Origin of the sequence: Arthrobacter sp. FB24 (assembly GCF_000196235.1) — a bacterium.
Lineage (GTDB): Bacteria > Actinomycetota > Actinomycetes > Actinomycetales > Micrococcaceae > Arthrobacter.
Window position 1 is genome coordinate 4,457,245 of sequence record NC_008541.1, and the last position, 24,229, is coordinate 4,481,473.

A 24,229-nucleotide genomic window follows, 5' to 3' on the forward strand; every position below is an offset into this window, starting at 1 on the left:
GTTAGAGGAGATGCCCCGTGAGCTCTGCCACTGACAGTCCAGCCGCCGATGTTCCCGTAGCGCCCGACAAGATCGGGCCGGAAGCCACCGAGGCCGACGCCCGGGCCATCACCGAGGCCGCCCGCGAAACCTCCTGGGACCGGCCCAGCTTCGCCAAGGGCTTGTACCTGGGCAGCTTCGATCTCTCACTGATCCATCCCTGGCCCGAAGCCAGGGCCGAGGACGTGGAACGCGGCGAAGAGTTCATGGCCCGCCTCACCGCCTACTCCAGGACCATGTCCGGCCGGGTGATCGAGCGGAACGCCAAAATCCCGGACGAATACATCGCAGGCCTGGCAGGGCTGGGCGTCTTCGGCATGAAGATCCCCCGCGAGTATGGCGGCCTGGGCCTCTCCCTCGTGTACTACGGCCGCGCGCTGGCCCTGCTGGGCTCGGTGCACCCGAGCCTCGGGGCGCTGCTCTCCGCACACCAGTCCATCGGCGTCCCTGAGCCTGTCAAGGTGTTCGGCACTGCGGAACAGAAGCAGGAGTACCTTCCCCGCTGCGCCGCCGGCGCCATCACGGCATTCCTGTTGACGGAACCCGACGTCGGGAGCGACCCCGCCCGGATGGGCAGCACTGCAGTTCCCACGGACGACGGCGACTTTTACATCCTGGACGGCGTCAAACTGTGGACCACCAACGGCGTGATCGCCGAACTGGTGGTGGTCATGGCCTTGGTCCCGGAGCATAGGGATTCGGACGGCACCGTCCACAAAGGCGGCATCAGCGCCTTCGTGGTGGAAATGGATTCCCCCGGCATCACGGTGGAAAACCGCAATGCCTTTATGGGGTTGCGCGGCATCGAAAACGGGGTGACGCGCTTCCACCAGGTGCGGGTACCCGCGGCCAACCGGCTCGGGCGGGAAGGCCAGGGCCTAAAGATCGCCCTCACCACCCTTAACACGGGAAGGCTTTCCATTCCGGCCCTCTGTGTGGCATCCGGCCGGTGGAGCCTGAAGATCGCCCGTGAATGGTCCAACGCACGCACCCAGTGGGGCCGGCCAGTGGGCAAGCACGAGGCAGTGGGCAAGAAGATCGCTTTCATTGCAGCGAGCGCCTTCGCCCTGGACGCCGTGTTTGAACTGTCCGCCGAAATGGCCGACGCGGGCCAGAAGGACGTCCGGATCGAGGCCGCCCTCGCCAAGCTCTGGTCCACGGAGATCAGCTGCCGGATAGCTGACGAGCTGGTCCAGATCCGCGGCGGACGCGGCTTCGAGACGGCGGATTCGCTGGAGGCGCGCGGCGAGCGCGCCGTGCCGGCCGAGCAGCAGCTCAGGGACCTCCGGATCAACCGCATCTTCGAGGGGTCCTCGGAAATCATGAGGCTCCTGATTGCCCGTGAGGCAGTGGACGCGCACCTCGCCGCCGCCGGGGACCTTGCCTCCGCGGATGCCAGCCTGTCCGACAAGGCGAGGGCCGCCGTCGGCGCTTCAGGTTTCTACGCGAAGTGGCTGCCCAAGCTGGTGGCTGGCGCCGGGATGGACCCGCGGTCCTACGCGGAGTTCGGCCGGCTGGCGAAGCAGCTGCGTTTCGTGGAGCGGTCCTCGCGGCGGCTGGCCCGCCAGACGTTTTACGGGATGGGCCGGTGGCAGGCCAAGCTGGAGCACAAGCAGGCCTTCCTGGGCCGGATCGTTGACATCGGGGCCGAGCTGTTCGCCATGGCGGCCTGCTGTTCGCGGGCTGAAGGCATGCTCCACACTGCGCCCGAGCAGGCCGCCACCGCCTATGAACTCGCCGAAGCGTACTGCGAACAGGCACGGGTCCGCGTTGACGAGTACTTCGACCAGCTCTGGCGGAATACGGACGACGCCGATCGCGCGCTCACGGAGAGGGTTCTCGCCGGCGACTACACCTGGCTGGAGGCGGGGGTCCTGGACCAGTCCGAAGGCACCGGGCCATGGATCGCCGATGCGTCTCCCCGGGCATCCGTGAAGGAGAACCTGCACCGCAAATACCGCTGATTTACGCTGGTTTTCGGACCGCCCCAGATGCTAAGCATCCTTGCTACCACCGGTGTGCCGTGGTTAGGTGGTGAGAAGAGCACCATGCACGTCTCCGCATAGCGGTGGCCGGCCCAAACAATGGTCCCGGTCCGATCGATGAAAGCGAGAACGCCTGATGAGCAGCACAGTAGGGCCCGAAGACAGACAGTCCCGACGCGCCCGCGGCGAGGCCACCGACGGCCTCGACGCCAGCCGGGTGGACCGTAACGGCGTGGAGGACAGGCTGGAGGGCCGGCGGAGTTACGCTGACGCTGCGCGTCCCGCCCGCAATGACGGCGCCGTCACTGATTACGACGGCGACACCCGCGCCTACCCGGTGCCTGTTACCGCCGAACCCGCTGTGGCTGCCGACCCGAATGCCGCCACCCGCGAGACCGTGGTTGCCAGGGAGAAGGAACAGTTCGGCGGCATCAAGATCGGCTCCGCCTTCTTTGGCTGGCTGGCAGCGACGGGAACAGCCGTTTTGCTGACGGCCCTGGTGGCAGCAGCCGGGACAGCAGTGGGGCTCGCCACCAGCACGGACGTCAACGAAGCCGTGAACCAGGCATCCTCCGACCAGACCGTCGGACTGGTGGGAATCATCGTGCTGCTGGTCATTCTCTTTGTGGCCTATTACTGCGGCGGCTACGTAGCCGGACGCATGGCCCGCTTCAACGGCGCCAAACAGGGATTCATGGTGTGGGTCTGGGCCGTGATCTTCGCAATCCTTGTTGCACTGCTGGCCATGATCGCCGGCGAGCGCTTCAACATCCTGGCCAACCTGAACAGCTTCCCGCGGATCCCGGTCAATGAAGGACAGCTAACCACCACCGGAATTACTGCCGCCATCGTGGTGGCCGTGGTTGCGCTGATTGGCGCCGTGGTGGGCGGCATGGCGGGCATGCGGTTCCACCGCAAGGTGGACCGGGCCGGGTTCACTCCGGTTGAAGCTGACGCTGACCGCTAAGGCGTAGCCTCGTCGACGTAGTACCAACGGCGGTCCAAGCGCAGGAACCGGCTGGTTTCGTGGTGGACTCCCCGCTCGCCGTCGTGCCGGAAGTGGGCCTTGAACTCAACGGTTCCTTCCGAATCCAGCGGTCCGCCGCGGAGCGTCGAGACAATGTCCAGCCGGCGCCACTCCATGGCCGGATCCAGGTCGAGTTCCGCGGGCCTGGTATCCGGGTGCCAGGTGCGGAGCAGGTAGGCGGCATCCCGGACCGCGAAGGCGCTGTACCGGGAGCGCATGAGCTGTTCCGCCGTGGGGGCTTCGGCGTCGCCGCTGTGGAACCGGCCGCAGCAGTCCGCGTACTGTTCACCGGACAGGCAGGGGCAGTTTCCGGGGTGGGGCACGGATAGTCCTTTCGTGATGGCAGAGGGTTCCATTGGCTGCCTCAGACTATATGCCGGACCGGGCCGGAACCGTCTGTGTCATATCCGATAACAGCTTCGACACAACCCCGTCGCGGGCCTCGATGCGGGCGTGTTGCCCGGCAAAAGTCCGTATTGTTAAGGGGTGCTTATCGGCGGGTCGTATTACCCGTACACAGGCGCTGCAGGCCGTGAGGAGAGGTAAATGGAAGATCCCACCACCATTGCCCTGAACCTGACCTTTTTTGGCACGCTCGGTGTGGCCTTCGTCATGTTCATCGGACTCTTCCTCGTCTTCGTGGCCACCCTGCTGATTGCGGGGCTCGGCCGGCTGGTGGGCGTCACGGTCATGGCGTTGTTCGGCCTCCGCCCCGCCAGATCCCCCCGCCCCGTCCGGGCCCCTGCGATAAGCGCCGACCGCATGCCGCGCCGGACATTCAGCCTGAAGACGGCCCTTGGGTCCGGCGCACTCAAAACGAAGCTGCGCAGCGAAAAGGAACAACCGGCGGGCACCCGCACTCCCCGCAGGGAAGCTGCTCCAGCCCTGGCCGGGGACTGGGCCGCGGCCGTCGCCCGGGCAGACGCCCGTGCTGCAGCCAGGGCCCAGGCGTCGGCACCGCCCGAGGTGAAGGTCACTGTTCGTGATCTCCCCAGCCCGGATGCCCCGGTGGAAGACGTCAGGGCGGTCGCTCCCCTCGTGGAGTCCGCCACGGACCAGCACGCCACCGTCAAGGCCACCCCGCACTCCTTCGAAAAGCCGCCTGCACCGGGACGGACGGCCATGCTGGACACCGGCTCACTGGTTTCCCTTGCCGGGCATCCCGGCGCGCTGAAACGCCTCCCGCCAGCAGAGCACCGCCGCGCCGGCTAATTCACAATTCGTCATTGATGTCCGCTGCGTTACCCCGGACTACTCAAGACTAAGAAGTACTTCGCCAGCGGCCTCTGCCCGCCCGATTTTGTGTAGCCTCGTGACGATCCACAGCAATCGGCCGTGGGAGTCAAACGTGAGGAAACCGGGAATGAGCCTCAACCAGCTACGGGTGTTCGGGCGCAGCGGGACATTGATCAGCCCGCTCACTTTGGGGACCATGAACTTCGGCGAGGGCGCACGGGCGGACCCGGCGGGCGCCGGCGGAACCGCCCAGGGCTATGCGCCCACCGGCGCCGATGAAAGCATCCGCATCATCAACGCTGCCCTGGACGCCGGCATCACCGCCGTGGACACGGCGGACGTCTACTCGCAGGGGCAGAGCGAACAGGTGGTGGGCCGCGCCCTGAAGGGCCGCCGCGACGATGTTTTCATTGCCACCAAATTCCACGGCCAGATGAGCGCCAACCCGGCCCACTCCGGCAACTCGAGGCGCTGGATCATGCAGGCAGTGGAGGGCAGCCTCCGCCGCCTGCAGACGGACCGGATCGACCTGTACCAGGCGCACCGTCCCGACTACAACACCGACGTCCTGGAAACCATCACGGCACTGAACGACCTCATCCGCCAAGGCAAGATCCTCTACTACGGAACGTCCGTTTTCACTCCGGCGCAGCTGGTGGAGGCCCAGTGGCTGGCAACCACCAACCACCTCATCCCGCCCGTCGCCAACCAGGTCCCCTATTCCATGCTGGTCCGGGGCACCGAGCGTGATGTCCTGCCGATCGCCCAGCAGTACGGGCTCGGAGTGCTGGCCTACGGTCCGCTGGCCGGCGGCTGGCTGTCCGGGAGCTTTGTCCTGGATGCCGGGAAGCCGCCCACGCGCGTTCACTCGCTTCCCGGACGGTACGACATTTCCGGCCCGGCGAGCGAGCGCAAGCTGCACGCCGCAGATGCCCTGGCCAGGCTGGCGGACAAGCTGGAACTTCCGCTGGTGGACCTGGCAGTCGGCTTCGCGCTGAACCACCCGGCTGTCAGCAGTGTGATCATTGGGCCGCGGAGCGAGGAGCACCTGCACGCCTACCTGAAGGCTGCGGACACGGTGCTGGACGAATCCGTGCTGGATGCCATCGACGAGCTGGTGCCCCCGGGCACCAATTTCGTGGAGCGGGACGCCGGCGCCGTGGTCCCCTCCCTGGAGTATGCGGAGCTCCGGCGAAGGTAGCTGGCGGAAAGCCCTTACCCTGAGCAACCAAGTGGGCTACGGTGAAAACCATGGAATTCAGATACCTCGGCAACAGCGGCTTCAAGATCTCCGAAATCACTTTCGGCAACTGGCTCACGCACGGCTCCCAGGTGGAGAACGACGTGGCCACCCAGTGCGTGCGGACGGCACTGGACGCGGGCATCAGCACGTTCGACACCGCGGACGTCTACGCCAACACGGCGGCGGAGAAGGTACTGGGCGAGGCCTTGAAGGACGAGCGCCGGGAGTCCCTGGAAATCTTCACCAAGGTGTTCGGCCCCACCGGACCCAAGGGCCACAATGATGTGGGGCTGTCCCGCAAGCACATCATGGAGTCCATCAACGGTTCCCTGACACGCCTCCAGACCGACTACGTGGACCTTTACCAGGCCCACCGCTACGACTACGAGACGCCGCTGGAAGAAACCATGCAGGCGTTCGCGGACATTGTCCGGCAGGGCAAGGCACTGTACATCGGCGTCAGCGAATGGACGGCGGACCAGATCAGGGACGGCCACGCCCTCGCCAAGGACCTGGGGTTCCAGCTGATCTCCAACCAGCCGCAGTACTCCATGCTGTGGCGGGTCATCGAAGCCGAAGTGGTCCCGACATCCGAAGAGCTGGGCCTGTCCCAGATCGTCTGGTCCCCCATGGCCCAGGGCGTGCTGAGCGGCAAGTACCGGCCAGGGAAGCCGGCCCCGGAAGGAAGCCGCGCCACGGACTCCAAGGGCGGCGCCCGGATGATCGAACGCTGGATGTCCGACGATGTCCTGAGCGGAGTTCAGCAGCTCAAGCCGATCGCGGAGGAGGCCGGGCTGACCATGGCCCAGTTGAGCATCGCATGGGTGCTGCAGAACAAGAACGTGGCCTCGGCGATCATGGGCGCGTCCCGTCCCGAGCAGATTGCCGGCAATGTGGCGGCCGCCGGCGTCAAGCTGGACCAGGCCATCATGGACAAGATCGACGACGCCATCGGCTCGCTGGCTGAACGGGACCCGGCCCAGACCAAGTCGCCCGCCTCCCGGGAGGCCTAGCCATGGCGGCCGGGGACCTTCCCGATCTGGCCGTCACCGGATCCACCGGGCAGCTCGGCAGGCTCGTCGCCGGGATCCTCGCCGACGCCGGACTGCCGCAGCGGCTGCTGGTGCGCGACGCCGCACGGGCGCCTGATCTTCCGGGCGCAGTGCCGGTGGTCTCCACGTACGGCGATCCGGTGCTGGCAGCGGCCTCCCTGGCGGGCGTGAAAACGCTGTTCATGGTGTCCGCCGCGGAGGCGGAGGACAGGCTCCAGACGCATTTCGCGTTCGTTGACGCGGCTGCCGCGGCCGGGGTTGAGCATGTGGTGTACACGTCCTTTTTCGGCGCGTCCGCGGACTGCACGTTCACGCTGGGCAGGGATCATTACGCCACCGAGGAGCGGATCAAGGCCTCCGGGATGAAGTACACGTTGCTGCGGGACAACTTTTACCTCGACTTCCTGCCGTTGCTCACCGGAGAAGACGGCGTCATCCGGGGCCCGGCGGGCGACGGCGTCATGGCTGCCGTGACCCGCGCGGACATCGCCCGGTGCGCCGCGGCGGTGCTGGGTGACCCGGCACTGCACGTGGGCCGGACCTATAACCTGACCGGACCGGAGGACATTTCGCTGCAGCGGGCCGCGGAGCTTCTTACCGCCGGTACCGGGCGGACTGTCAGGTACCACAATGAAACCGTGGAGGAGGCCTATGCGTCCCGCGCGTCCTACGGTGCCCCGGCCTGGCAGGTGGACGCCTGGGTAAGCACGTACACGGCCATAGCCAACGGCGAACTGGCCGGGCCGACGTCGGACGTTCATGTCCTTACGGGCAGGGAACCCCAGGGTCTCGCGGCCTTCCTCGAGGAGGCGCATCACCTCTAACGCTCACGCTTGACGCACCGGCGGCAGCGGCGTAGACCTGTGCCATGACGAAGCAGATTTCCCGGCGCCGTCAGTCCGTGAAGCCCGCGGCGCACTCAGGAGAGCCCACCCACGGTCCGCTCACCGCAGAGGAACTGCAGCTGGCCGTCAGGAACCATTCGATGCCATTGGAGGCCTTGCGGGAGGCCACCACACCGCCGGGGCTGCACTACGTCCTGACGCACTTCGACATCCCGTTCATTGACGCCGACTCCTGGCACCTGCGGATCGGCGGTGCCGTGCAGCGCGCCGTCGAGATCAACCTCCGGGCGCTTCGCCGGGACCCGACCATCAGCATTCCGGTCACGCTGGAGTGCGCCGGCAACGGCCGCTCGCTGCTGCATCCGCGGCCGCTGAGCCAGCCGTGGCGGCTCGAGGGCGTGGGAACGGCGGAGTGGACCGGGGTTCCGCTCGCGTACCTGCTGGCCCAGGCCGGCGTTGACGAGGACGCCGTCGAAGTGGTGTTCACCGGCGCCGACGCCGGCATCCAGGGCGGAGTCCGGCAGACGTATGCGCGCAGCCTTCCGATCAAGGAGGCGATGCGCCCCGATGTCGTCCTGGCGTATGAGATGAACGGTCGCGAGCTGCCGCCGCAGCACGGCTACCCCCTGCGCCTTGTGGTCCCTGGCTGGTACGGCATGGCCAGCGTGAAGTGGCTGGAGTCCATTCAGGTGCTGACCCATCCGTTCGAGGGATTCCAGCAGTCGGTGGCGTACCGCTACCAGAAGGACGCGGACGACGCCGGCACTCCGGTCTCCCGGATCAAGGTGCGTTCGCTGATGATTCCGCCGGGCATCCCGGACTTCTTCACCCGCAGCAGGGTCCTCTCCGCCGGCCCGGTCATGCTTACGGGCAGGGCCTGGTCCGGTGAAGGCTCCGTGGTCCGCGTGGAAGTGGGGATTGACGGGAAATGGGTGACCGCGCACCTCGGACACCCGGCGGGGCCGTTTGCCTGGTGCGAATGGACGCTGCCGTGGGTGGCGGACCGGGGCGAGCATGAGCTCGCTTGCCGGGCCACCGACGCCACGGGATCAACGCAGCCGCTGGAGCAGGTCTGGAACTACCAGGGCATGGGCAACAACGTGGTGCAGCGCGTGAAGGTGAGCGTCGAGTAGCCCTGCCCCGCGTCAGCAGCCTTCGAAGTCGCTCAGGACCTTGACCTTGCCCGCCGAGGCGGATGCGGGGTCGAAGGTGTAGCCCAGCCACTCCCGGGCGAGCCGGCGGGCGAGCTCCACACCCACCACGCGCTGGCCCATTGTGAGCACCTGGCAGTCGTTGGACAGCACCGAGCGTTCCACCGAGAAGGAGTCGTGGGCCGTGGCTGCCCGGATTCCCTCCACCTTGTTCGCGGCGATGGCTACGCCGATGCCGGTGCCGCAGAACAGGATGGCCCGGTCGGCCAGGCCGTCCTTGATCATTTCCCCGGCGGCGATCCCCACGTACGGGTACGGGGTGGTGAACTTCTCGGGGGCATCACTGCGGTTGACGCCAATGTCGATGATTTCGCTGACCCGGGGGTCCTTCCGCAGGTCCTCCATGATCCGTTCCTTGTAGTCCACGCCGGCTTCATCGGCGCCCAGGATGAGTCGGATACCCACGGCCTGTCCTTCCCTGGTCATGACGGTGTTCCGGCGGGCTGGCGGGGTGGAACCGGCGCTGCAAGGTGCGCCCCCATCACGGTGAAGATCATGGCCAGTGATGTGGCACCGGGGTCCGCCGTGCCAACGCTCTTTTCCGCGAGGGGCCGGGCGCGGCCTTTGAGCGGCCGCAGGGAGGCGGTGGCTTCCGCTGCCGCCGTGGACACCGCAGCGGCTTCGGCCCATGCCGCTTCGGCTGCCGCCGCGTGGCTGCCGCCGTCGGCCACCAGCCGGCTGAACGTCTCTGTGAAGGGCAGCAGGGCGTCCACCATGGTCTTGTCCCCGATGTCCGCCTTGCCGAGGCCGGTGATCCGTGCCGAGAATGCCGCGACAGCCGCGGCCAGTTCCGAAGGTCCCGGAGCCAGCTGGTTGCCGAGGGCTTCGCCGAAGGACCGCAGGCCTGCACCCCACAGCACGCCGGAGGTTCCGCCTGCCTTGTCAGCCCAGGCGTCCCCGGCGGCCGAAAGAACCGCGCCTGCTCCGGCACCGCGGGGCAAGGCGTTCCCGGCTGCAGCCACGGCCGCGTCGATACCGCGGACCATCCCGCGCCCGTGGTCTCCATCGCCCGCGACAGCGTCCATGTCCCCCAGCCTCGCTTCAGCCGCGTGCAGTGAGTCCCGGGCGGCAGCGAGCGCCGCCAGGCAGCTGGCCGCGTAGCCGCGCGACTCTTCGGTGGCTTCGAAGGCAGCGGGCGCGGCGGTGCCGTCTGACGCATGTTCCGCCATCAGGTCGCCGGACTGCAGGGCGGCGTTGCCCCGCCGGTAGGCCGGCGTTTCAGCCGGCGCAGTCCACAGCGGCTCAAGTTCCTCGTCCAGCCAGGTGATCGTGAGGGAGACACCGGACATGTCCAGGCTGGTGACCAGTTCTCCCACCTCCGGCATGACCAGCGTGTAGCCGGCGGCACGGAGCAGCGGGGCAACGGTGAGCCAGAGGACAAAGAGTTCCTCGTGCTTGGTGGAGCCCAGGCCGTTGAGGATGACGGCGATGCGGTCGCCCGCACCGTGCGGTGTCTCCGCCAACAGCCGGGAGACGAATTCCTGGCCCAGCTCCTTGGCGGGCGGCAGTTCGGTGTCGAACAGGCCGGGTTCGCCGTGGATGCCCAGGCCGAGACCCATCTGACGGTCCTTGAGGGTGAACAGCGGAGCCTCGGCGCCAGGGAACGTGCAGCCGTTGAAGGCACTGCCGATGGTTCGGGTCAGGCTGTTGGCCTTCCGGCCCAGGCGCACGACGTCGGCCAGGCCGGCTCCCGCCTCCGCGGCGGCGCCCATGATTTTGAAGACGGTGAAGTCGCCCGCGATGCCGCGGCGTTTCTCCGCTTCCGACGGCGGGGCACTGGCGACGTCGTCCGTCACCAAGACGTTTTCCACCTGGATTCCCTCTGCGGCGAGCCGTTCGCTGGCCATGCCGAAGTTCAGGACGTCCCCGGCGTAGTTGCCGTAGGTGAACACCACACCCGCGCCGGAGTCCGCCGCCTTCGCCACGGCGTAGACCTGCTGCGCGGACGGCGAGGTGAAGATGTTGCCCACCACGGCGCCGTCGGCCAGTCCGGTACCGATCAGGCCGGCGAAGGCCGGGTAGTGGCCGGAGCCGCCGCCGGCAAGGACGGCCACCTTGGGTTTGGCAGGGCGTTGGCGGCGCACGGCCCCGCCGGGAACCTGGCGAACCAGGCCTGCGTGGACGTCGCAGAAACCGGCGAGGGCTTCCTCGGCGAAATCGGACGGATCGTTGAAAATTCTGGTCATGGTGGGCTCTCCAGGCTGCGCTCGGTCTTCTGAATGGCGAGACTGCTAGTGGATGTGGCTTCCGCCGTTGATGTCGATGGTGGTTCCCGTGAGGTAGGCCGATTCCTCGGAGGACAGGAATGTGATGACGGCGGCGATTTCCTCGGTGGTGGCGTTGCGGCCCAGGGGGATGCCGGCGTTGATGGCGGCCTCCTGCTCCTCGGTGCTGCCCACGCGGATGTTGGTGTCCACGGCGCCCGGGGTGATCGCGTTGACGGTCACGCCGGTGGCGCCGATTTCGCGGGCGAGCGCCTTGGTGAAGCCCAGGATGGCTGCCTTGGCGGCGGAGTAGGGGACCTTGCCGAAGACGCCGCCGCCGCGCTGCGCGGAGACGGAGGACATGTTCACAATCCGGCCCCAGCCGCTGGCAATCATGTCCGGCAGGAAGGCCTTGGTGACCAGGTAGGTTCCGGTGGCGTTGACGTCCATCACCTTGTGCCAGAGCTCCAGGGTGGTTTCCAGGAACGGCACCGGCGAGGTGATGCCGGCAATGTTGGCCAGCGCGCCCACGGGGGGAAGGTTGCCGGCGGCGACTTCTGCGGCGACGGCTGCATAGGCGGCGTTGACGGAGCCCTCATTGGCGACGTCGATCTCGTGGCCGAAGGCGGGGACGTTGAACTCGTTGCCGATTTCGGCGGCGACCTTGGCGGATTTCTCGCCGTCGAGGTCCAGGATCACCACCGCCCAGCCCTGGTTGGCGTAGCGGCGTGCGGTGGTGATGCCGATGCCGCGGTCCGAAGTGGCCCCCGTGAGGACGGCGGTGCGCTGGATGGTGGTGCTCATGGTGGTGCTCCTTGGGTTGCTTGGTGGTGGTTCGGGTAAGGCTGTGCTCTAGATAAGGTCTGTGATGAAGCTGGCTGCCTTGGCGGCGGCCGCGGGGCGTTCGTCGTGGGTGACGTCCCGGGTTTCGAGTTCCAGCGAGAAGTGGCCGGTGTAGCCGCGCGCTGCGAGCGAGCGCAGCCCGGCGGCAAAGTCCGCCTGGCCGCTTCCGATGCTGAGGTTGATGTTTCCCGGAACGGCGTCCCTGATGTGGACGTGGGTAATCCGGCCGTCGTGCCGTTCGAGGTATTCAAGGGGGTCTTCGCCGGCGGCAACGATGTGGCTGAAGTCCATGACGATTCCCACGCCCGAGCCCGCCAGCCGGTCCGCCAGCAGTTCGGCGCGCTCCAGGTTCCAGCAGAACCTCAGGAAGTGCAGCGATTCGGTCCAGAGTTCTACGCCGAATTCAGCGGCGCGCTGCCCGGCATGGATGAGCTGGGCCGCGATGGTGTCCAGGTCCTCCTCGACGCTCCGGACCGGATTGTGGCCCAAGGCACCGCACGGAAGCACCAGCGCCTTCGCGCCGGTATTGGCCGCGAGGGTGAGCAGCGCCTCCAGGTGCCGTTCGCGGGCGCCCTGCCCGCCGGCGTCGAGCACTGCATTGAGGTCTCCGATGTCCCCGTTGACCGAGCGGACCCGCAGCCCGGAAGCGGCAACCTCCGCGGTGACAGCCGTGACGGCGTTCGCATCCAGTTCATACGGGACGTGGTCGCAGACGCCGGGAAGGGCGCCGAGGTCGATTTCTTCGAAGCCAAGGCCGCCGATGGTCCTCAGGGCCGTGACCAGGTCCTGGTGGCGGAAGCTGATGGACGAGCAGCCGAGTCGGGAGTTGAACATCTTCATTGATCCTCTGAAAGGGCGGGGTGATGTGAATCACTGTATGCGTTTCATTGTTGACAGTCAACCTCCAACATTGACTGTTGACATTGGGCATGACCCGGGTCACACTGGCATATCATTTGTTAACAGTCGACAGCGGCGGTGCGGAAGCGTTGCCCGCTCTTCGAAAGGGATTCAGCAATGAGCAATGAGGCTCTGAAAATGCGCGGCCACGTGCACGGCACAAAGGACGCTAAACGCGTCGCCATCGGCTCCGGTGTCGGCGCCGTCATCGAGACTTATGACTTCATCGGCTTCGGCACTGCCGCCGCCCTGTACTTCGGAACGGCGTTCTTCCCCACGGGCGACCCGGTCACCGGCACCCTGGCCGCCTTCGCCACGCTCGGCGTCGGCTTCGCCGCCCGCCCCATCGGCGGGATCATCGGCGGCCACCTCGGCGACAAGGTGGGCCGCAAGCCCGTCCTGGTGGCCTCCCTGATCCTCATGGGTGTCGCCACGTTCCTCATCGGCCTCCTGCCCACCTACGAACAGGTCGGCCTGCTGGCGCCGGCGCTGCTGGTGTTCGTCCGCGTCGTCCAAGGCCTCGCCTTCGGTGCCGAATGGGGCGGCGCCATCCTGATGAGTTACGAGCACGCGCCCTGGAAGTCCAAGGGAAAATACACCGGCATCGTGCAGGCCGGCTTCCCCGTGGGCCTCCTCCTGGCCAACCTCGTCTTCCTGGTCAGCGTCAACCTGGGCGGCGAACTCGCCTGGCGCGTCCCGTTCCTGGCCAGCATCCTGCTCGTCGTCGTCGGCCTGATTATCCGCTCCAAGGTGCCGGAATCGCCGGTCTTCGACGAGGTCAAGGAGAGCGGTTCCATCGTCAAGTCGCCGATCCTCGAGGTCATCAAGACGGACTGGCGCAGCATCGTCCGGGGCATCGGCCTCCGCATTGCCGAGACCGCGGGCTACGCCGTATCGATCACCTACATGATTTCCTACCTGCACACCCAGCACCTGGCTGACAAGACCCAGACGCTCGTCGCCCTCTGCATCGCCTCCGCAATCGGCATATTTGCCACCATGGCCTGGGCAAGGCTCACCGACAGGATCGGGCGCCGGCCGCTTTACATCTGGTCCACAGCCTTCGCGCTCCTGTTCGGCATCCCCATGTTCCTGCTGGTCAACACCGGAATGTTCGTCTTCATCATCGCCACCATCGTCATCTCCTACGCTGTCTGCCAGAACTCCCTGGCCGGCGCCCAGGGCCCGTGGTTCCCCGAACTGTTCCAGGCGAAGACCCGCTCCTCCGGAGCCTCGCTGGCGTACCAGATCTCCGCCATGGTCTCCGGATTCACGCCCTTCATCACCACGCTCCTCTTCGTCAGCCTGGGCTGGATGGGCCCCGCCCTTCTCTTCAGCTTCTACGCAGCCATCGGGCTCTGGGCCGCCCTCGTCACCCGGGAAACCTGGGGCAAGCGCGAACGGCAGCTGGCAGATGAGGCCACCAAAAACACGCCGCAAAAAGTAAACGCCTGATGACCACCGCCACAGAAGAAGCTCACATGACTGCCACCCAGGAAACCACGGCTCCCGCGACCGAACGCGTCGCCGGCGTCAGCGCCGCCGCCTACCGCATCCGCCACCACGCCCTGAACATGGGTGAGGTGCAAGGCCAGGGCTACGTGGGCCAGGCGCTCGGCGCGGCGGACATGCTGGCCGCCGTCTACGCGGACCAGCTCCGCTTCCGGCCCGAGGATCCTGAATGGGAAGCGCGGGACCGCTTCCTGCTCTCCACCGGGCACTACGCGATCGGACACTACGCCGCACTGGCCGAGGCCGGCATCGTTCCGGTCGAAGAACTTGGGACGTACGGCTCGGACGATTCCCGGTTGCCGATGTCCGGGATGTCCACGTACACCCCCGGGATGGAGATCTCCGGCGGCTCCCTGGGCCACGGCCTCACCATCGCGGTGGGCATGGCACTCGGCCTCCGATACCAGGGCTCCGGGGCGAGGGTCTACAACTTCCTCTCCGACGGCGAACTGGACGAAGGCTCCACCTGGGAGGCCGCCATGGGCGCGCACCACCACCAGCTGGGCAACCTGACTGCGATGGTGGACATCAACGCGCTGCAGGCGGACGGAAAGACGGACACCGTGCTGCGCACCGAGCCCGTAACGGAGAAGTGGGAATCCTTCGGCTGGTACACCCAGCGGGTGGACGGGAACGACGTCGGCGCGCTGCTGGCGGCGTTCGACAACGCAGCCGCCCAGGCCGCCGCCGTCGGACGTCCTTCCGTGATCCTGTGCGACACGAAGGTGGGCCGCGGAGTGCCGCTGCTGGAAGAGCGCGAGAAGGCGCACTTTATGCGCATCGAGGAACACGAATGGCAGCAATGCCGCGAACAGCTGACCGCAGGATACGAAGGAAGGGCCGCACGATGAGCACCGCCACCGCTTCAACGGGCACCGCAGTAAAGGGCGCCGCCCCCAAGCTGAAGACCTCGGCCATGATCGCGTCCTTCGCTGATCCCGGCCAGAAAACGGCCTCCGCGCCGTTCGGACATGCACTCGTGAAGGCTGCCCAGGAGAACGACAAGATCGTGGGCCTCACCGCGGACCTGGGCAAATACACGGACATGCACATCTTCGCGCAGGCCTTCCCGGAACGGTTCTTCCAGATGGGCATGGCCGAGCAGCTGCTCTTCGGGGCGGCCGCGGGACTGGCCGAGACCGGGCTGGTGCCGTTCGCGTCCACCTACTCCGTCTTCGCCGCGCGGCGGGCCTACGATTTCCTCTGCCTCGACAGCGCCGAACCGAACCTCAACGTGAACATCGTGGGCGGCCTGCCGGGCCTGACCACCGGCTACGGCCCCAGCCACCAGGCCACCGAGGACATGGCGATCTTCCGCGGCATGCCCAACCTGACCATCGTGGACCCCTGCGACTCGATCGACATCGAACAGGCCGTCCCCCAGCTCGCGGCCAGCGAGGGGCCCACGTACCTGCGTCTGCTCCGCGGGAACGTGCCCACGGTCCTGGACGAATACGGCTACACCTTCGAGCTCGGCAAGGCGAAGGTCCTGCGCGGCGGGAACGACGTCGTCTTCATCTCCAGCGGACTCATGACCATGCGGGCGCTGCAGGCAGCCAAGGCGCTGGCCGAACACAACGTTGACGTCGCTGTCGTCCACACCCCCACCATCAAACCGTTCGACGCCGCGACGGTCCTGGCCGAGATCAATACCGACCGCCTCGCGGTGACGTTGGAAAACCACAGCGTGATCGGCGGCCTGTTCGAAACGGTTGCGTCCGCCGTCGTCACCGCGGGACTGGGCAAGCGGGTGGTGCCCGTGGCACTGCCGGACGAGTTCCTCGACGCCGGTGCGCTGCCCACGCTGCACGAGCGCTACGGCCTGTCCGTCCAGCGGATCGTGGCGAAGGTCCTGGCAGAACTGGGCTAGCCGGGAACGAGCGGCGGGAGCGCGGCCCCGGGACCACACGGGTCCGCGCTTCTGCCGTAACATCAAAAGTTAACGCACCGACTGTAAACAGTCGACCACTGACAGTGAGGAAGTGCCACAATGGCCGGAGTGACAGCACCCCTGCTGGGACTGCAGAAGAAGAGCCTCCGCGAGCAGGCCCTTTCCGCCTTGCGCACCGCCATCACCAGCGGAGAGCTGGAACCGGGCCGGCACCTGGTGGAAACTGAACTCTCGGACATGCTCCAGATCAGCCGGGGAACGCTTCGGGAGGCGTTGCGGCAGCTTGAGCAGGAAGGGCTTTTGTCGGCGGGCCCGCGGGGCCGCCTTTCCGTCCGGCACCTCGATGCCAAGGAAATCCGGGATATCTACTCCGTGCGTGCGGCGCTGGAATCCCTTGCCGCCCGGACCCTGTGTGAGCTGCCGGACCGCCAGCATGTGATCGGTTCGCTGCGCGCGGCGATCGGCGCCATGGATGCGGCGGCCAAGGGCAGCCTCGAAGACCGGATCGAATCAGACCTCGAATTCCACCGCACGTTGTGCCGCCTCACCGGTAACGAGACGCTGCTCCACTCCTGGGAATCGCTGGAGGGTTCCATCCGGATGTCCATCATGTTTGCCGGGCTGGAAAAGGGCGTCTCGAACATGAGCGTGGACCGCCACCACGACATCGTGGCCGCCATCGAAACCGGGGACGGCTCCCTGGCCCGCAAGACCATCCGCGAACACATGGACACCGCCGCGGACAACCTGGTGGCATAGAAGGTTCAGCTCCAGCCCCTCCGCCGGGCACATGACCGGGCATAAGAGGACGTGGCACGCCGAACACAAAGCCGGGCTGAGCAAGGGACAGCGCGCCGCTACGTCCTGCGCAACGGCTCAGTAGTCCACAATGGCGCCGCAGGAAATGTTCACTGTGGCGTCGGTGATGGCGCCGGCCCGGTCCGAGGCGATGAACACCGCCACGTTGCCCACGTCCTCCAGCGTTGCTGTCCGGTTCAGGTGCGCGCTCCTGGTGATTTCCTCAACAATCTCTTCGCGGCCCTCGGTCTGCCACGGAAGTGTTTCGACTATCCCGCCCGTCACGATCGTGACCACGCGGATGCCGCTCTTGCCCAGTTCCAGCGCCCACTGCCGGCGCTGCCCCTCCACGGCATCCAGCGCGATCTTGAACCCGCCCAGCCCGTGCAGGGTCTGCGGACCTGAGCCGCCGAACATCAGCACGACGCCGGAGCGCTGCCTGATCATGTGCCGCGCCGCGGCGCGGGTGGTGAGGAAGTGCGTCCGGGTAGCTGCGCTGACGGGCCGGCTGAAGTCGTCGGCGGAGATCTCCATCAGCGGCTGCTGGACGTCCCCGTAGGAGATCAGGTTGAAGGAGACGTCGATGCGCCCGGTCTTCTTTGCGGCCTGGTCCACGAAGGCATCCACCTGGTTTTCGTCGAGGGCATCGACGACGGCGGTATCCGCGCTGCCGCCCGCCTCTCGGATGTCCCGGGCTACTTTGAGGAGACGGGACTCCGTGCGTCCGGCCAGGAAGACTTCCGCACCTTCCGCCGCGAAGGCCCGGGCCACGGCGCCTCCGACGGGACCGCCGGCGCCGTACACCAAAGCGGTCCGGCCCTGCAGCAGGCCAGCCGGCCCGGTACCTTGTTCCAGCAGCATTGCGGGCCTCCTGCCCGGGAGTGGTCAGATCCTCCCACTATCTTCCTGTGGGCGGCGGGTGGCAAGGGTGCTGCCAGGGTGCTGCCTCCGTAGGCGCCTTGACCGGCTGGCTGCCCGGGGGCACATTAGGAGCCATGGTGCAGTCAGGAATCCCCATCCAGGACCCCGACGGGAACCTGGTGGTGGTGGCCACCGATTCCTGGGGTTGCCGTATTCCTAGGGTTGCCGCGGTTCTCCCGGGGGCTCCGTGCGCGGGCCAGCTGAGGGAGGCGCCTCCGCGGGCGCGGCCGGGGGCGCGGGAGGGCCCGGGGGCCGCACGGGCGGCGGGGCGGATTGCGAGGCGGGGACGGGCGGCGGCAGATAGCCTGTCGGCGGAGCGTCGGCAGGATCCGTCGGCCCCATGTCGAGACGGAAGGGCGGATACTCGTCCCGCATCAGCGCCACGTAGGCAATAACGCGGTGGGTCCAACGGTTCAGGCCGATCAGCAGGTCAAAAAGCCTTCGGCCGAAGCGCCCCGTAAACAGCAGGCTGAACCCGGCCACGATCACCAGAAGGCCGATCAGCGAGATCCCGCCGCCGCCTTGGTATCCCACCCAGGTTCCATCAACCCAGGTGCCGTCCACCCATCTGCCATCCACCCATGTACGCCGGTTGCCCCAGGTGCTTGCCGCGCCTGAGAAGGCGGCGACGATCAGGAGTTGGGGAAGGGCCAACAGCCACCACTTGACCAGCACCAGGCCGCGGGAGAGGTGCTCGGGGTACTCGACGTCAAAATCTGCCGGGTAGTCGGTCCGCGCCAGCGTGAAGGGCGGATAACGGTCCGTCCCGATCGCAGCGTAGGCGTAGAAAGCCACCCGCCAGTTCCACCGCAGGACGCCCACATTGAAGTTGAACAGCGAGCGCGGGTAGCGGCCGGTGAACAGGATGGCAAAGCCGGACACGATGGTGGTCACGAAGAAGGCGAACCACAGGAAGAACAGCACGATGTAGTGCGGAATGGCCAAGAACCACTTGATCAGCCACATGCCGCGGGAGAGCCCGGGGTCGAGGTAGCCATTCAGCCGCACGGGGTACCGGGAGGTGTCCGAGGGCTGCGGGTCCGTGGGCAGCGGCGTACGGCCGCCTCCGGGCGGTATCGCCGCTGCGGCCGTGGCGTAGGGGGCTGGGGCACCCGGGGTTGTGGCGTAGGGGGCATGGGAGTCCGGGCCTACTGGTACGGGACCGGGACCCGCGGGTGCGGCCGCCGGGTAATGCGGCGGCGGGCCGTGCTTGCCGAGCCCTGCGGCGCCGGCCACAATCAGCGGCACCCCCACCGCCAGCAGGGCGATGCCGCCGATCAGGAGCCCAATGAAGACCGGCCACAACAGATCGGACCGGACGCCCGCCTGCAGGTCCACGGAGACCGGAGCGGCGCCGTCGGCGTTCATGACAACCACTGCCCAGCGGCCGCTGCGCAGGTCCCACTCAATCTGCTGGGTTCCAGTTCCCTGGGAGGACGTGGACCAGAATGACTGGGCGCCCGGGGCAGCGGGTACGGCGTCTCCGGGGACCTCACGGTACTGGACGCGGAACGGGTAGGACTTCAACTCGGTGATTTCGGAGTGCCGGACGTTCTCCAGGTACCGGGCCACGTCCTCCTGGGGTCCGATGCCGATGAAGATCTGTTGGCCGGACGCGGACGTGCCGCGCAACAGCAATCGCCCTGCACTGTCCACGGGCAGGACATCCGGCAGTTCCTCGTCCACCAGGACGTTCAGGCCGGGCGAGGTGATGGCCCGAGTGGCCACGTCGTAGCGCTCTGTGGGTGTGGTCAAATATCCGTTGTCGCGCTGCTGGAAATTGACCCATCCGACGGCGCCGGCGGCTGTCAGCAGTCCAAGCCCCATCAGGGCCGCGAGGGTGCCGAGTACCAGCATGACTATCCGGCCTGGTTTCATGGCCAGTCCTTTCTTGCCTCTTGCTTGGCCCCCCGGAGTCTTATGCGCCCGCTCCTTGAGCGGGCGCCGATTTCACGCCGTGATCACGACTTTGAGTGCCTTGGTTTCGGCTGCGCGGGCGAAGGTGTCGTAGGCGTCCATGAACTGGTCGAACGTGAAATGGTGGGTGGCGAATTTCTCCGCGGGAACCTTCCTCTGCGCCACCAGCTTGAGGAGCATCGGCGTGGTGTTGGCGTTGACCAGGCCCATGCTGATGTTGATGTTCTGGATCCAGAGGTTCTCCACATGGAGTTCGACGGACTTTCCATGCACGCCGACGTTGGCCACGTTGCCGCCGGGGCGCACGATCTCCGTGCACATTCCGAAGGTCGCCGGGATGCCCACCGCTTCTATGGCCACATCCACGCCCTGTCCGTCCGTGAGCGCCAGCACCTGTTCCTTCCAGTCGGCGTCGCCGGAGAGCACGACGTCCGTGGCGCCGAATTCGCGGGACTTTTCAAGCCGGTTGGCGTCAAGGTCGATCGCGATGATGGTTGCCGCGCCGTACAGCCCGGCGGTGGCGATTGCTGCCAACCCGACCGGCCCCGCGCCTACAACCGCCACGGTGTCCCCCGGCTTGACCCGCCCGTACTGCACACCGATTTCAAAGCCGGTGGGCAGGATGTCGGAGAGCATCACGGCCTGGTCGTCGCTGACCCCTTCGGGGAGAAGGTGCAGCGAGTTCTGCGCGTATGGGACCCGCACGTATTCGGCCTGCGTACCGTCGATCAGGTGTCCGAAGACCCAGCCGATACCTGCTGCGCCTTCCTCGCCCATGCAGTGCGAATAAAGACCGGTCTTGCAGTTGGCGCAGTGGCCGCAGGACTTGATGCAGGAGATGATGACCCGGTCCCCTACTTTCAGGCTGGTGACCGAGGAGCCCACTTCGGTGATGGTTCCCACGCCCTCATGCCCCAGGATCCGGCCTTTCTGAACTGCGGGCACGTCCCCCTTGAGGATGTGCAGGTCCGTTCCACAGATGGTGGTGGTGTCCACCTTGACGATTACGTCGCTGGGGTTCTGGATGGCGGGATCCGGAACGTCGGTCCATGACTTTTCGCCGGGACCGCCGTAGACGAGCGCTTTCATGCGTACTCCTTGACTCTGTGGATAAAGCCGGGGTCCACGATCTTCACGTTGCATGCGACCACCGAACGGTCCACCCCGGATGCCAGCCGGGAGAGGCGGGCGCATTCGTGGAGTTGTTCAAGGACCGTGTCGGTGACCCGGGCGCGGGAGAGATCGATGGTGAGTTCTTTGCCGTGCAGCAGTGAAGTGGTGCGCCGCGCGACCACGTACAGGGCGCGAAGGTTGGCCCCCGTTACGACGCCACGGACTTCGATACTGGCAGCCTCCAGGTCCGCTTCGATGCGGACCACCACCTTGAGCCGGTGGTCAGAGTGCTCATAGTGCGTGGTGGATGGGGCTCCATGACGGGAGAGGACGGAGGGTCGAGTACCCAGGACAGTTCGGGCGTGTTGATTCATGAAGCCGGGTCTCCTGCTATGTCCGGGAGGCGCACTGCGCCAGCCCTTCCCCAATGTTGTAGCGAGACCTAGTGTTGATCGGCGAAGCATATCCCCTCCCCAAGGTGCGTGCGCGAGTAACGCAGGCGTGAGATGCCCCACATCAAGGATGGCGGCCCGGCGCAGCAACGGTAAGGGACGAAAGACCCCTATGCGGAGGCCTGCGTGGGCGAACCACGGCGCCCCCGGGGCTTATGGCCCGTGACAGGGGAATCGGCGGTCTGGAGAATTGCCCGATGACGAAGCCACGGACCATGAAACATTTTTCCAAGCCCGCAGTGTTCGCCTGGCTGGTGGCGTCCGCCTTCCTGTTCCGGCGCTTTCAGTTGCGCTGGGGCGCCACGGACGCCGAAGCCGACGACGGGCTGCCGGGCGACGATCTCCTGTCCACGGCGGATCTGCAGTCCACGCGGGCCATCACCATCGAAGCTCCGGCGAATGAAGTGTGGCCCTGGCTGGCGCAGATGGGGCAGGGACGCGGTGGACTCTACAGCTACGACTTCCTCGAAAACCTGGCCGGCCTGGACATCCACAGTGCCGACCGTATCCACCCGGAGTGGCAGGACATCAAGGCAGGCGACCGCTTCCACCTGGCCCCGGCTGCTTCCGCGGACCTGGAAGTCGCGTTAGTGGACCAGGGCAACGCGCTCGTACTGCGCGTTCCTCCCGGATCCCCGCCCGGGCCGTTCGACTTCACCTGGGCGTTTGTCCTGCAGCCGCAGCCCGCCGGAGCCACCCGCTTGGTGGTACGGGAACGGTACGCCTACCGGCAGTGGTGGGCCCGGTACCTGGTCGAGGTGGTGGAGGTTGCCAGTTTCGTCATGTCCCGGCGCATGCTCCACGGGATCAGGAGCCGCGCAGAGGGGAACTCTTAGTAGCCTGTCCGTATGCCTGAACCCGCTGCACCCGACCTCGTCCTTGCCTCCGTCCGGCAGCCCGGTGGGAAGGACTGCTTGGATATTCACATTGCCCGAGGGGTGGTCAGCCGGATAACGGCGGCGGATGAGCACCGGAGCGGTGCCCGCACGGTCGACTTAGGGGGCCGGTACGCCATCCCGGGCCTGTGGGATGAGCATGTGCACATGACCCAGTGGGCCATGGCCGCCAACCGCATCGACCTGTCGCACGCCGCGTCGGCGCGAGACGCCGTCGACGTCGTCCGGTCCCGTCTCGCAGACGGTCGCCTCAGCGTTGCGGTGCACGGCGAGAACGACGGCGGCAGCGACCCCACGCTGGTGGGCGTCGGCTTCCGCGACGCCCTCTGGGCGGACGTTCCCAGCCTGGCGATGCTCGACGCCGCGACGCAGGGCCGTCCCGCAGCGCTCATCAGCCATGACCTCCACTGTGTGTGGCTGAACAGCGCTGCCGCGAAACGCTACGGGGTGCACGTGGACGCCAGCGGCTTGCTAAGGGAGGAGCCGGCGTTTGCCCTGACCCGCGAGCTCGGCAGGCTGCCTGACGCAGTGGTGGACGCCTGGGTCGATGAGGCGGCGCGGAAGGCAGCCGCCCGCGGGGTGGTGGGGATCGTTGATTTCGAGATGACGTGGAACCGCGAGGTGTGGCTGCGGCGGGTCAGCGGCGGTTTCCGTTCGCTGCGGGTGGAAGCGGGCGTCTATCCGGAGCATCTGGACCGTGCGCGGCGCGAGGCAATGCGGACAGGGCAGGACATCCCCGGCGGGAACGGCCTGCTCCGGGTGGGGCCACTCAAGGTGCTGATCGACGGCTCCCTCAACACGCGCACCGCCTACTGCGTGGACCCTTATCCGCACGGCGGGCGGGGGCTGCTCACCGTCAGCGAACCGGAACTGCTGGCGCTGCTGGTCCGGGCGAGGGAAGCCGGTTTCGTTCCCGCAGTCCACGCGATCGGCGATGCCGCGAACCAGGTGGCGCTGGACGCCTTCGAGGCTGCCGGCATCCGGGGACGGATCGAACACGCCCAGTTCGTCCGGCAGGAGGATTTCGCCCGCTTTGGCCGACTGGGCCTGACGGCGAGCGTGCAGCCGGCGCATGCCCTCGACGACCGCGACGCAGCCGACGCCAACTGGGGTGACCGTACCGACCGGGCGTTCCCGCTGCGGTCCCTGCTGGCTGCCGGAGCCACCCTGGCGCTGGGTTCGGACGCTCCGGTGGCGCCCTTGGATCCGTGGACCGCGATGTCGGCCGCGACCACCCGGTCCGGCCCGGACGGACGCGGACCCTGGCACCCGGAACAGGCAATCACCCGCGAGGAAGCCCTGGCGGCGTCCGCCCGGGGAAGGCGCCGGATCCGTGCCGGCGATCCCGCGGACATCGCCGTGCTCAACGACGACCCGCTTGGCGTACCGCACGAGGTCTTCGCGTCGATGCCGGTGGCGGCGACGCTGGTTGCCGGCAGGTTCACGTACGACGGCGGCGGGACGGTTGCGTCAGAAGCCTGACCAGCGCGAACGGACAGTTAAGGCCCCAACCGCCGCCGCCCGCCGTCGTCGCACTCCAGCGGCGCCGACAGCAACTTACGGCGCGAACGCGGCTCATGGCTAACCCTTGACGCGGGACTGCACCAGGTTGGCATACGGCAGGCGGCCATAAACCTCGCGGAAGTCTGCGTGATACTTGGCCTCAGCCTCATTCAGCCCGCCGGCGGGAAGCTCCTTCCAGGCGATGAGCAGTGACTTGGCGTTTGCGAGCTGCCAGATGAGCCGCCCGTCCCAGTGCCCGGGAGGCTTACCGTTGCCAAAGTCCAGGAACTCCTGGATCTGCCGGCGCAGGCCGCGGTTGCCCTTGCTCCCCGGTCCGGCCTTTCCAACGTAGAGGACCTCCGCTCCGTCCACCCATTCGGCAGCCAGCTTGTCCGCCGGCAGCGAGGGGTCCTTTTTCTTGAAAACCCCGGCCGTGCTCCTGGCCAGGAATTGCACCTGGAATCCTTCAGGCTGGAGGACAGCGAAGATCCCGGGTGCCTGCGGGATCCGGTTGACCTCGACTTCAGCGAAGGTCCGGAAGCCGGCGAACCCGTCTTCCCGGAGTGCCCTCTTGGTGACCTGCATGATGGGGGTCCTTGGCTCGTGAACACGTGGAGTGGCGGCGGCCGCCAAAGAAACTC

Annotated in this window: 23 protein-coding genes; 13 read left to right on the forward strand and 10 right to left on the reverse strand. The window is 67.0% G+C overall.

Annotated elements, in window-relative coordinates:
* Positions 1-17: 17 nt before the first annotated feature.
* Positions 18-2,003 (forward strand): acyl-CoA dehydrogenase family protein, encoded by a 1,986-nt coding sequence (locus ARTH_RS20015; RefSeq protein WP_011693767.1) that lies wholly within the window; start codon positions 18-20, stop codon positions 2,001-2,003.
* Between the two features lie 157 nt (positions 2,004-2,160).
* Complete coding sequence (locus tag ARTH_RS20020) at positions 2,161-2,991, forward strand: hypothetical protein (RefSeq protein ID WP_011693768.1); 831 nt, start codon at positions 2,161-2,163, stop codon at positions 2,989-2,991.
* On the opposite strand, the gene ARTH_RS20025 is transcribed toward ARTH_RS20020, so the two are convergent.
* Positions 2,988-3,407, reverse strand: coding sequence for a YchJ family protein (locus tag ARTH_RS20025; protein ID WP_011693769.1), 420 nt, complete (start codon positions 3,405-3,407; stop codon positions 2,988-2,990). The genes ARTH_RS20020 and ARTH_RS20025 overlap by 4 nt on opposite strands.
* A 190-nt stretch (positions 3,408-3,597) precedes the next feature.
* Here ARTH_RS20025 and ARTH_RS20030 point away from each other — a divergent pair, with 190 nt between their 5' ends.
* From ARTH_RS20030 to ARTH_RS20050, 5 genes are all read left to right on the forward strand, one after another.
* Positions 3,598-4,263 carry a hypothetical protein gene (locus tag ARTH_RS20030; RefSeq protein WP_011693770.1) on the forward strand — a complete coding sequence of 222 codons (666 nt, stop codon included), beginning with the start codon at positions 3,598-3,600 and terminating at the stop codon, positions 4,261-4,263.
* A gap of 151 nt (positions 4,264-4,414) precedes the next feature.
* The gene (locus ARTH_RS20035; RefSeq protein ID WP_011693771.1) at positions 4,415-5,488 is read left to right on the forward strand and encodes an aldo/keto reductase; all 1,074 of its coding nucleotides are present in this window, start codon (positions 4,415-4,417) and stop codon (positions 5,486-5,488) included.
* Between the two features lie 50 nt (positions 5,489-5,538).
* Entirely contained in the window at positions 5,539-6,543 is a 1,005-nt protein-coding gene (locus tag ARTH_RS20040) for an aldo/keto reductase family protein (protein WP_011693772.1), read from the forward strand.
* A 2-nt stretch (positions 6,544-6,545) separates the two neighbouring features.
* Positions 6,546-7,406: an SDR family oxidoreductase gene (locus tag ARTH_RS20045; protein WP_011693773.1), complete on the forward strand. Its 861-nt coding sequence runs from the start codon at positions 6,546-6,548 to the stop codon at positions 7,404-7,406.
* A 44-nt stretch (positions 7,407-7,450) separates the two neighbouring features.
* Positions 7,451-8,560, forward strand: a complete 1,110-nt coding sequence (locus tag ARTH_RS20050) for a sulfite oxidase (RefSeq protein WP_011693774.1) — start codon at positions 7,451-7,453, stop codon at positions 8,558-8,560.
* Positions 8,561-8,572: 12 nt separating this feature from the next.
* Here ARTH_RS20050 and ARTH_RS20055 read toward each other — a convergent pair whose 3' ends face one another.
* From ARTH_RS20055 to ARTH_RS20070, 4 genes are read right to left on the reverse strand one after another with little or no spacing between them, the layout of a single operon-like run.
* Positions 8,573-9,064, reverse strand: coding sequence for a ribose-5-phosphate isomerase (locus ARTH_RS20055; protein WP_011693775.1), 492 nt, complete (start codon positions 9,062-9,064; stop codon positions 8,573-8,575).
* Positions 9,061-10,824 carry a dihydroxyacetone kinase family protein gene (locus ARTH_RS20060; protein WP_011693776.1) on the reverse strand — a complete coding sequence of 588 codons (1,764 nt, stop codon included), beginning with the start codon at positions 10,822-10,824 and terminating at the stop codon, positions 9,061-9,063. The genes ARTH_RS20055 and ARTH_RS20060 overlap by 4 nt, the downstream gene beginning before the upstream one ends.
* Positions 10,825-10,869: 45 nt before the next feature.
* Entirely contained in the window at positions 10,870-11,646 is a 777-nt protein-coding gene (locus ARTH_RS20065) for an SDR family NAD(P)-dependent oxidoreductase (protein WP_011693777.1), read from the reverse strand.
* A gap of 48 nt (positions 11,647-11,694) precedes the next feature.
* Positions 11,695-12,519, reverse strand: coding sequence for a sugar phosphate isomerase/epimerase family protein (locus ARTH_RS20070; protein ID WP_043431184.1), 825 nt, complete (start codon positions 12,517-12,519; stop codon positions 11,695-11,697).
* A gap of 183 nt (positions 12,520-12,702) precedes the next feature.
* Between ARTH_RS20070 and ARTH_RS20075 the strand changes: the two genes are divergently transcribed.
* From ARTH_RS20075 to ARTH_RS20090, 4 genes are all read left to right on the forward strand, one after another.
* Positions 12,703-14,040 (forward strand): MFS transporter, encoded by a 1,338-nt coding sequence (locus ARTH_RS20075; protein ID WP_011693779.1) that lies wholly within the window; start codon positions 12,703-12,705, stop codon positions 14,038-14,040.
* Between the two features lie 26 nt (positions 14,041-14,066).
* Positions 14,067-14,948 carry a transketolase gene (locus ARTH_RS20080; protein WP_052309728.1) on the forward strand — a complete coding sequence of 294 codons (882 nt, stop codon included), beginning with the start codon at positions 14,067-14,069 and terminating at the stop codon, positions 14,946-14,948.
* The gene (locus ARTH_RS20085; RefSeq protein WP_011693781.1) at positions 14,945-15,967 is read left to right on the forward strand and encodes a transketolase family protein; all 1,023 of its coding nucleotides are present in this window, start codon (positions 14,945-14,947) and stop codon (positions 15,965-15,967) included. The genes ARTH_RS20080 and ARTH_RS20085 overlap by 4 nt, the downstream gene beginning before the upstream one ends.
* Positions 15,968-16,087: 120 nt before the next feature.
* On the forward strand, positions 16,088-16,747 hold the full coding sequence (locus ARTH_RS20090) for a GntR family transcriptional regulator (protein WP_011693782.1): 660 nt from the start codon (positions 16,088-16,090) through the stop codon (positions 16,745-16,747).
* 117 nt (positions 16,748-16,864) lie between these two features.
* Here ARTH_RS20090 and ARTH_RS20095 read toward each other — a convergent pair whose 3' ends face one another.
* The 4 genes from ARTH_RS20095 to ARTH_RS20110 all read right to left on the reverse strand — a co-directional run bounded on the left by ARTH_RS20095 (position 16,865) and on the right by ARTH_RS20110 (position 21,111).
* The gene (locus ARTH_RS20095) at positions 16,865-17,647 is read right to left on the reverse strand and encodes an SDR family NAD(P)-dependent oxidoreductase (protein WP_011693783.1); all 783 of its coding nucleotides are present in this window, start codon (positions 17,645-17,647) and stop codon (positions 16,865-16,867) included.
* Between the two features lie 216 nt (positions 17,648-17,863).
* Positions 17,864-19,585: a DUF4389 domain-containing protein gene (locus ARTH_RS20100; protein WP_011693784.1), complete on the reverse strand. Its 1,722-nt coding sequence runs from the start codon at positions 19,583-19,585 to the stop codon at positions 17,864-17,866.
* Positions 19,586-19,657: 72 nt separating this feature from the next.
* On the reverse strand, positions 19,658-20,713 hold the full coding sequence (locus ARTH_RS20105) for a zinc-dependent alcohol dehydrogenase family protein (protein ID WP_011693785.1): 1,056 nt from the start codon (positions 20,711-20,713) through the stop codon (positions 19,658-19,660).
* On the reverse strand, positions 20,710-21,111 hold the full coding sequence (locus ARTH_RS20110; RefSeq protein WP_156810717.1) for a hypothetical protein: 402 nt from the start codon (positions 21,109-21,111) through the stop codon (positions 20,710-20,712). The genes ARTH_RS20105 and ARTH_RS20110 overlap by 4 nt, the downstream gene beginning before the upstream one ends.
* 293 nt (positions 21,112-21,404) lie before the next feature.
* On the opposite strand from ARTH_RS20110, the gene ARTH_RS20115 reads away from it, so the two are divergent.
* On the forward strand, positions 21,405-22,025 hold the full coding sequence (locus ARTH_RS20115; protein ID WP_071067517.1) for an SRPBCC family protein: 621 nt from the start codon (positions 21,405-21,407) through the stop codon (positions 22,023-22,025).
* Positions 22,026-22,037: 12 nt separating this feature from the next.
* Positions 22,038-23,567, forward strand: coding sequence for an amidohydrolase (locus ARTH_RS20120; RefSeq protein WP_011693788.1), 1,530 nt, complete (start codon positions 22,038-22,040; stop codon positions 23,565-23,567).
* A gap of 99 nt (positions 23,568-23,666) precedes the next feature.
* Here ARTH_RS20120 and ARTH_RS20125 read toward each other — a convergent pair whose 3' ends face one another.
* Positions 23,667-24,173 carry a hypothetical protein gene (locus ARTH_RS20125; protein ID WP_011693789.1) on the reverse strand — a complete coding sequence of 169 codons (507 nt, stop codon included), beginning with the start codon at positions 24,171-24,173 and terminating at the stop codon, positions 23,667-23,669.
* Positions 24,174-24,229 lie beyond the last annotated feature (56 nt).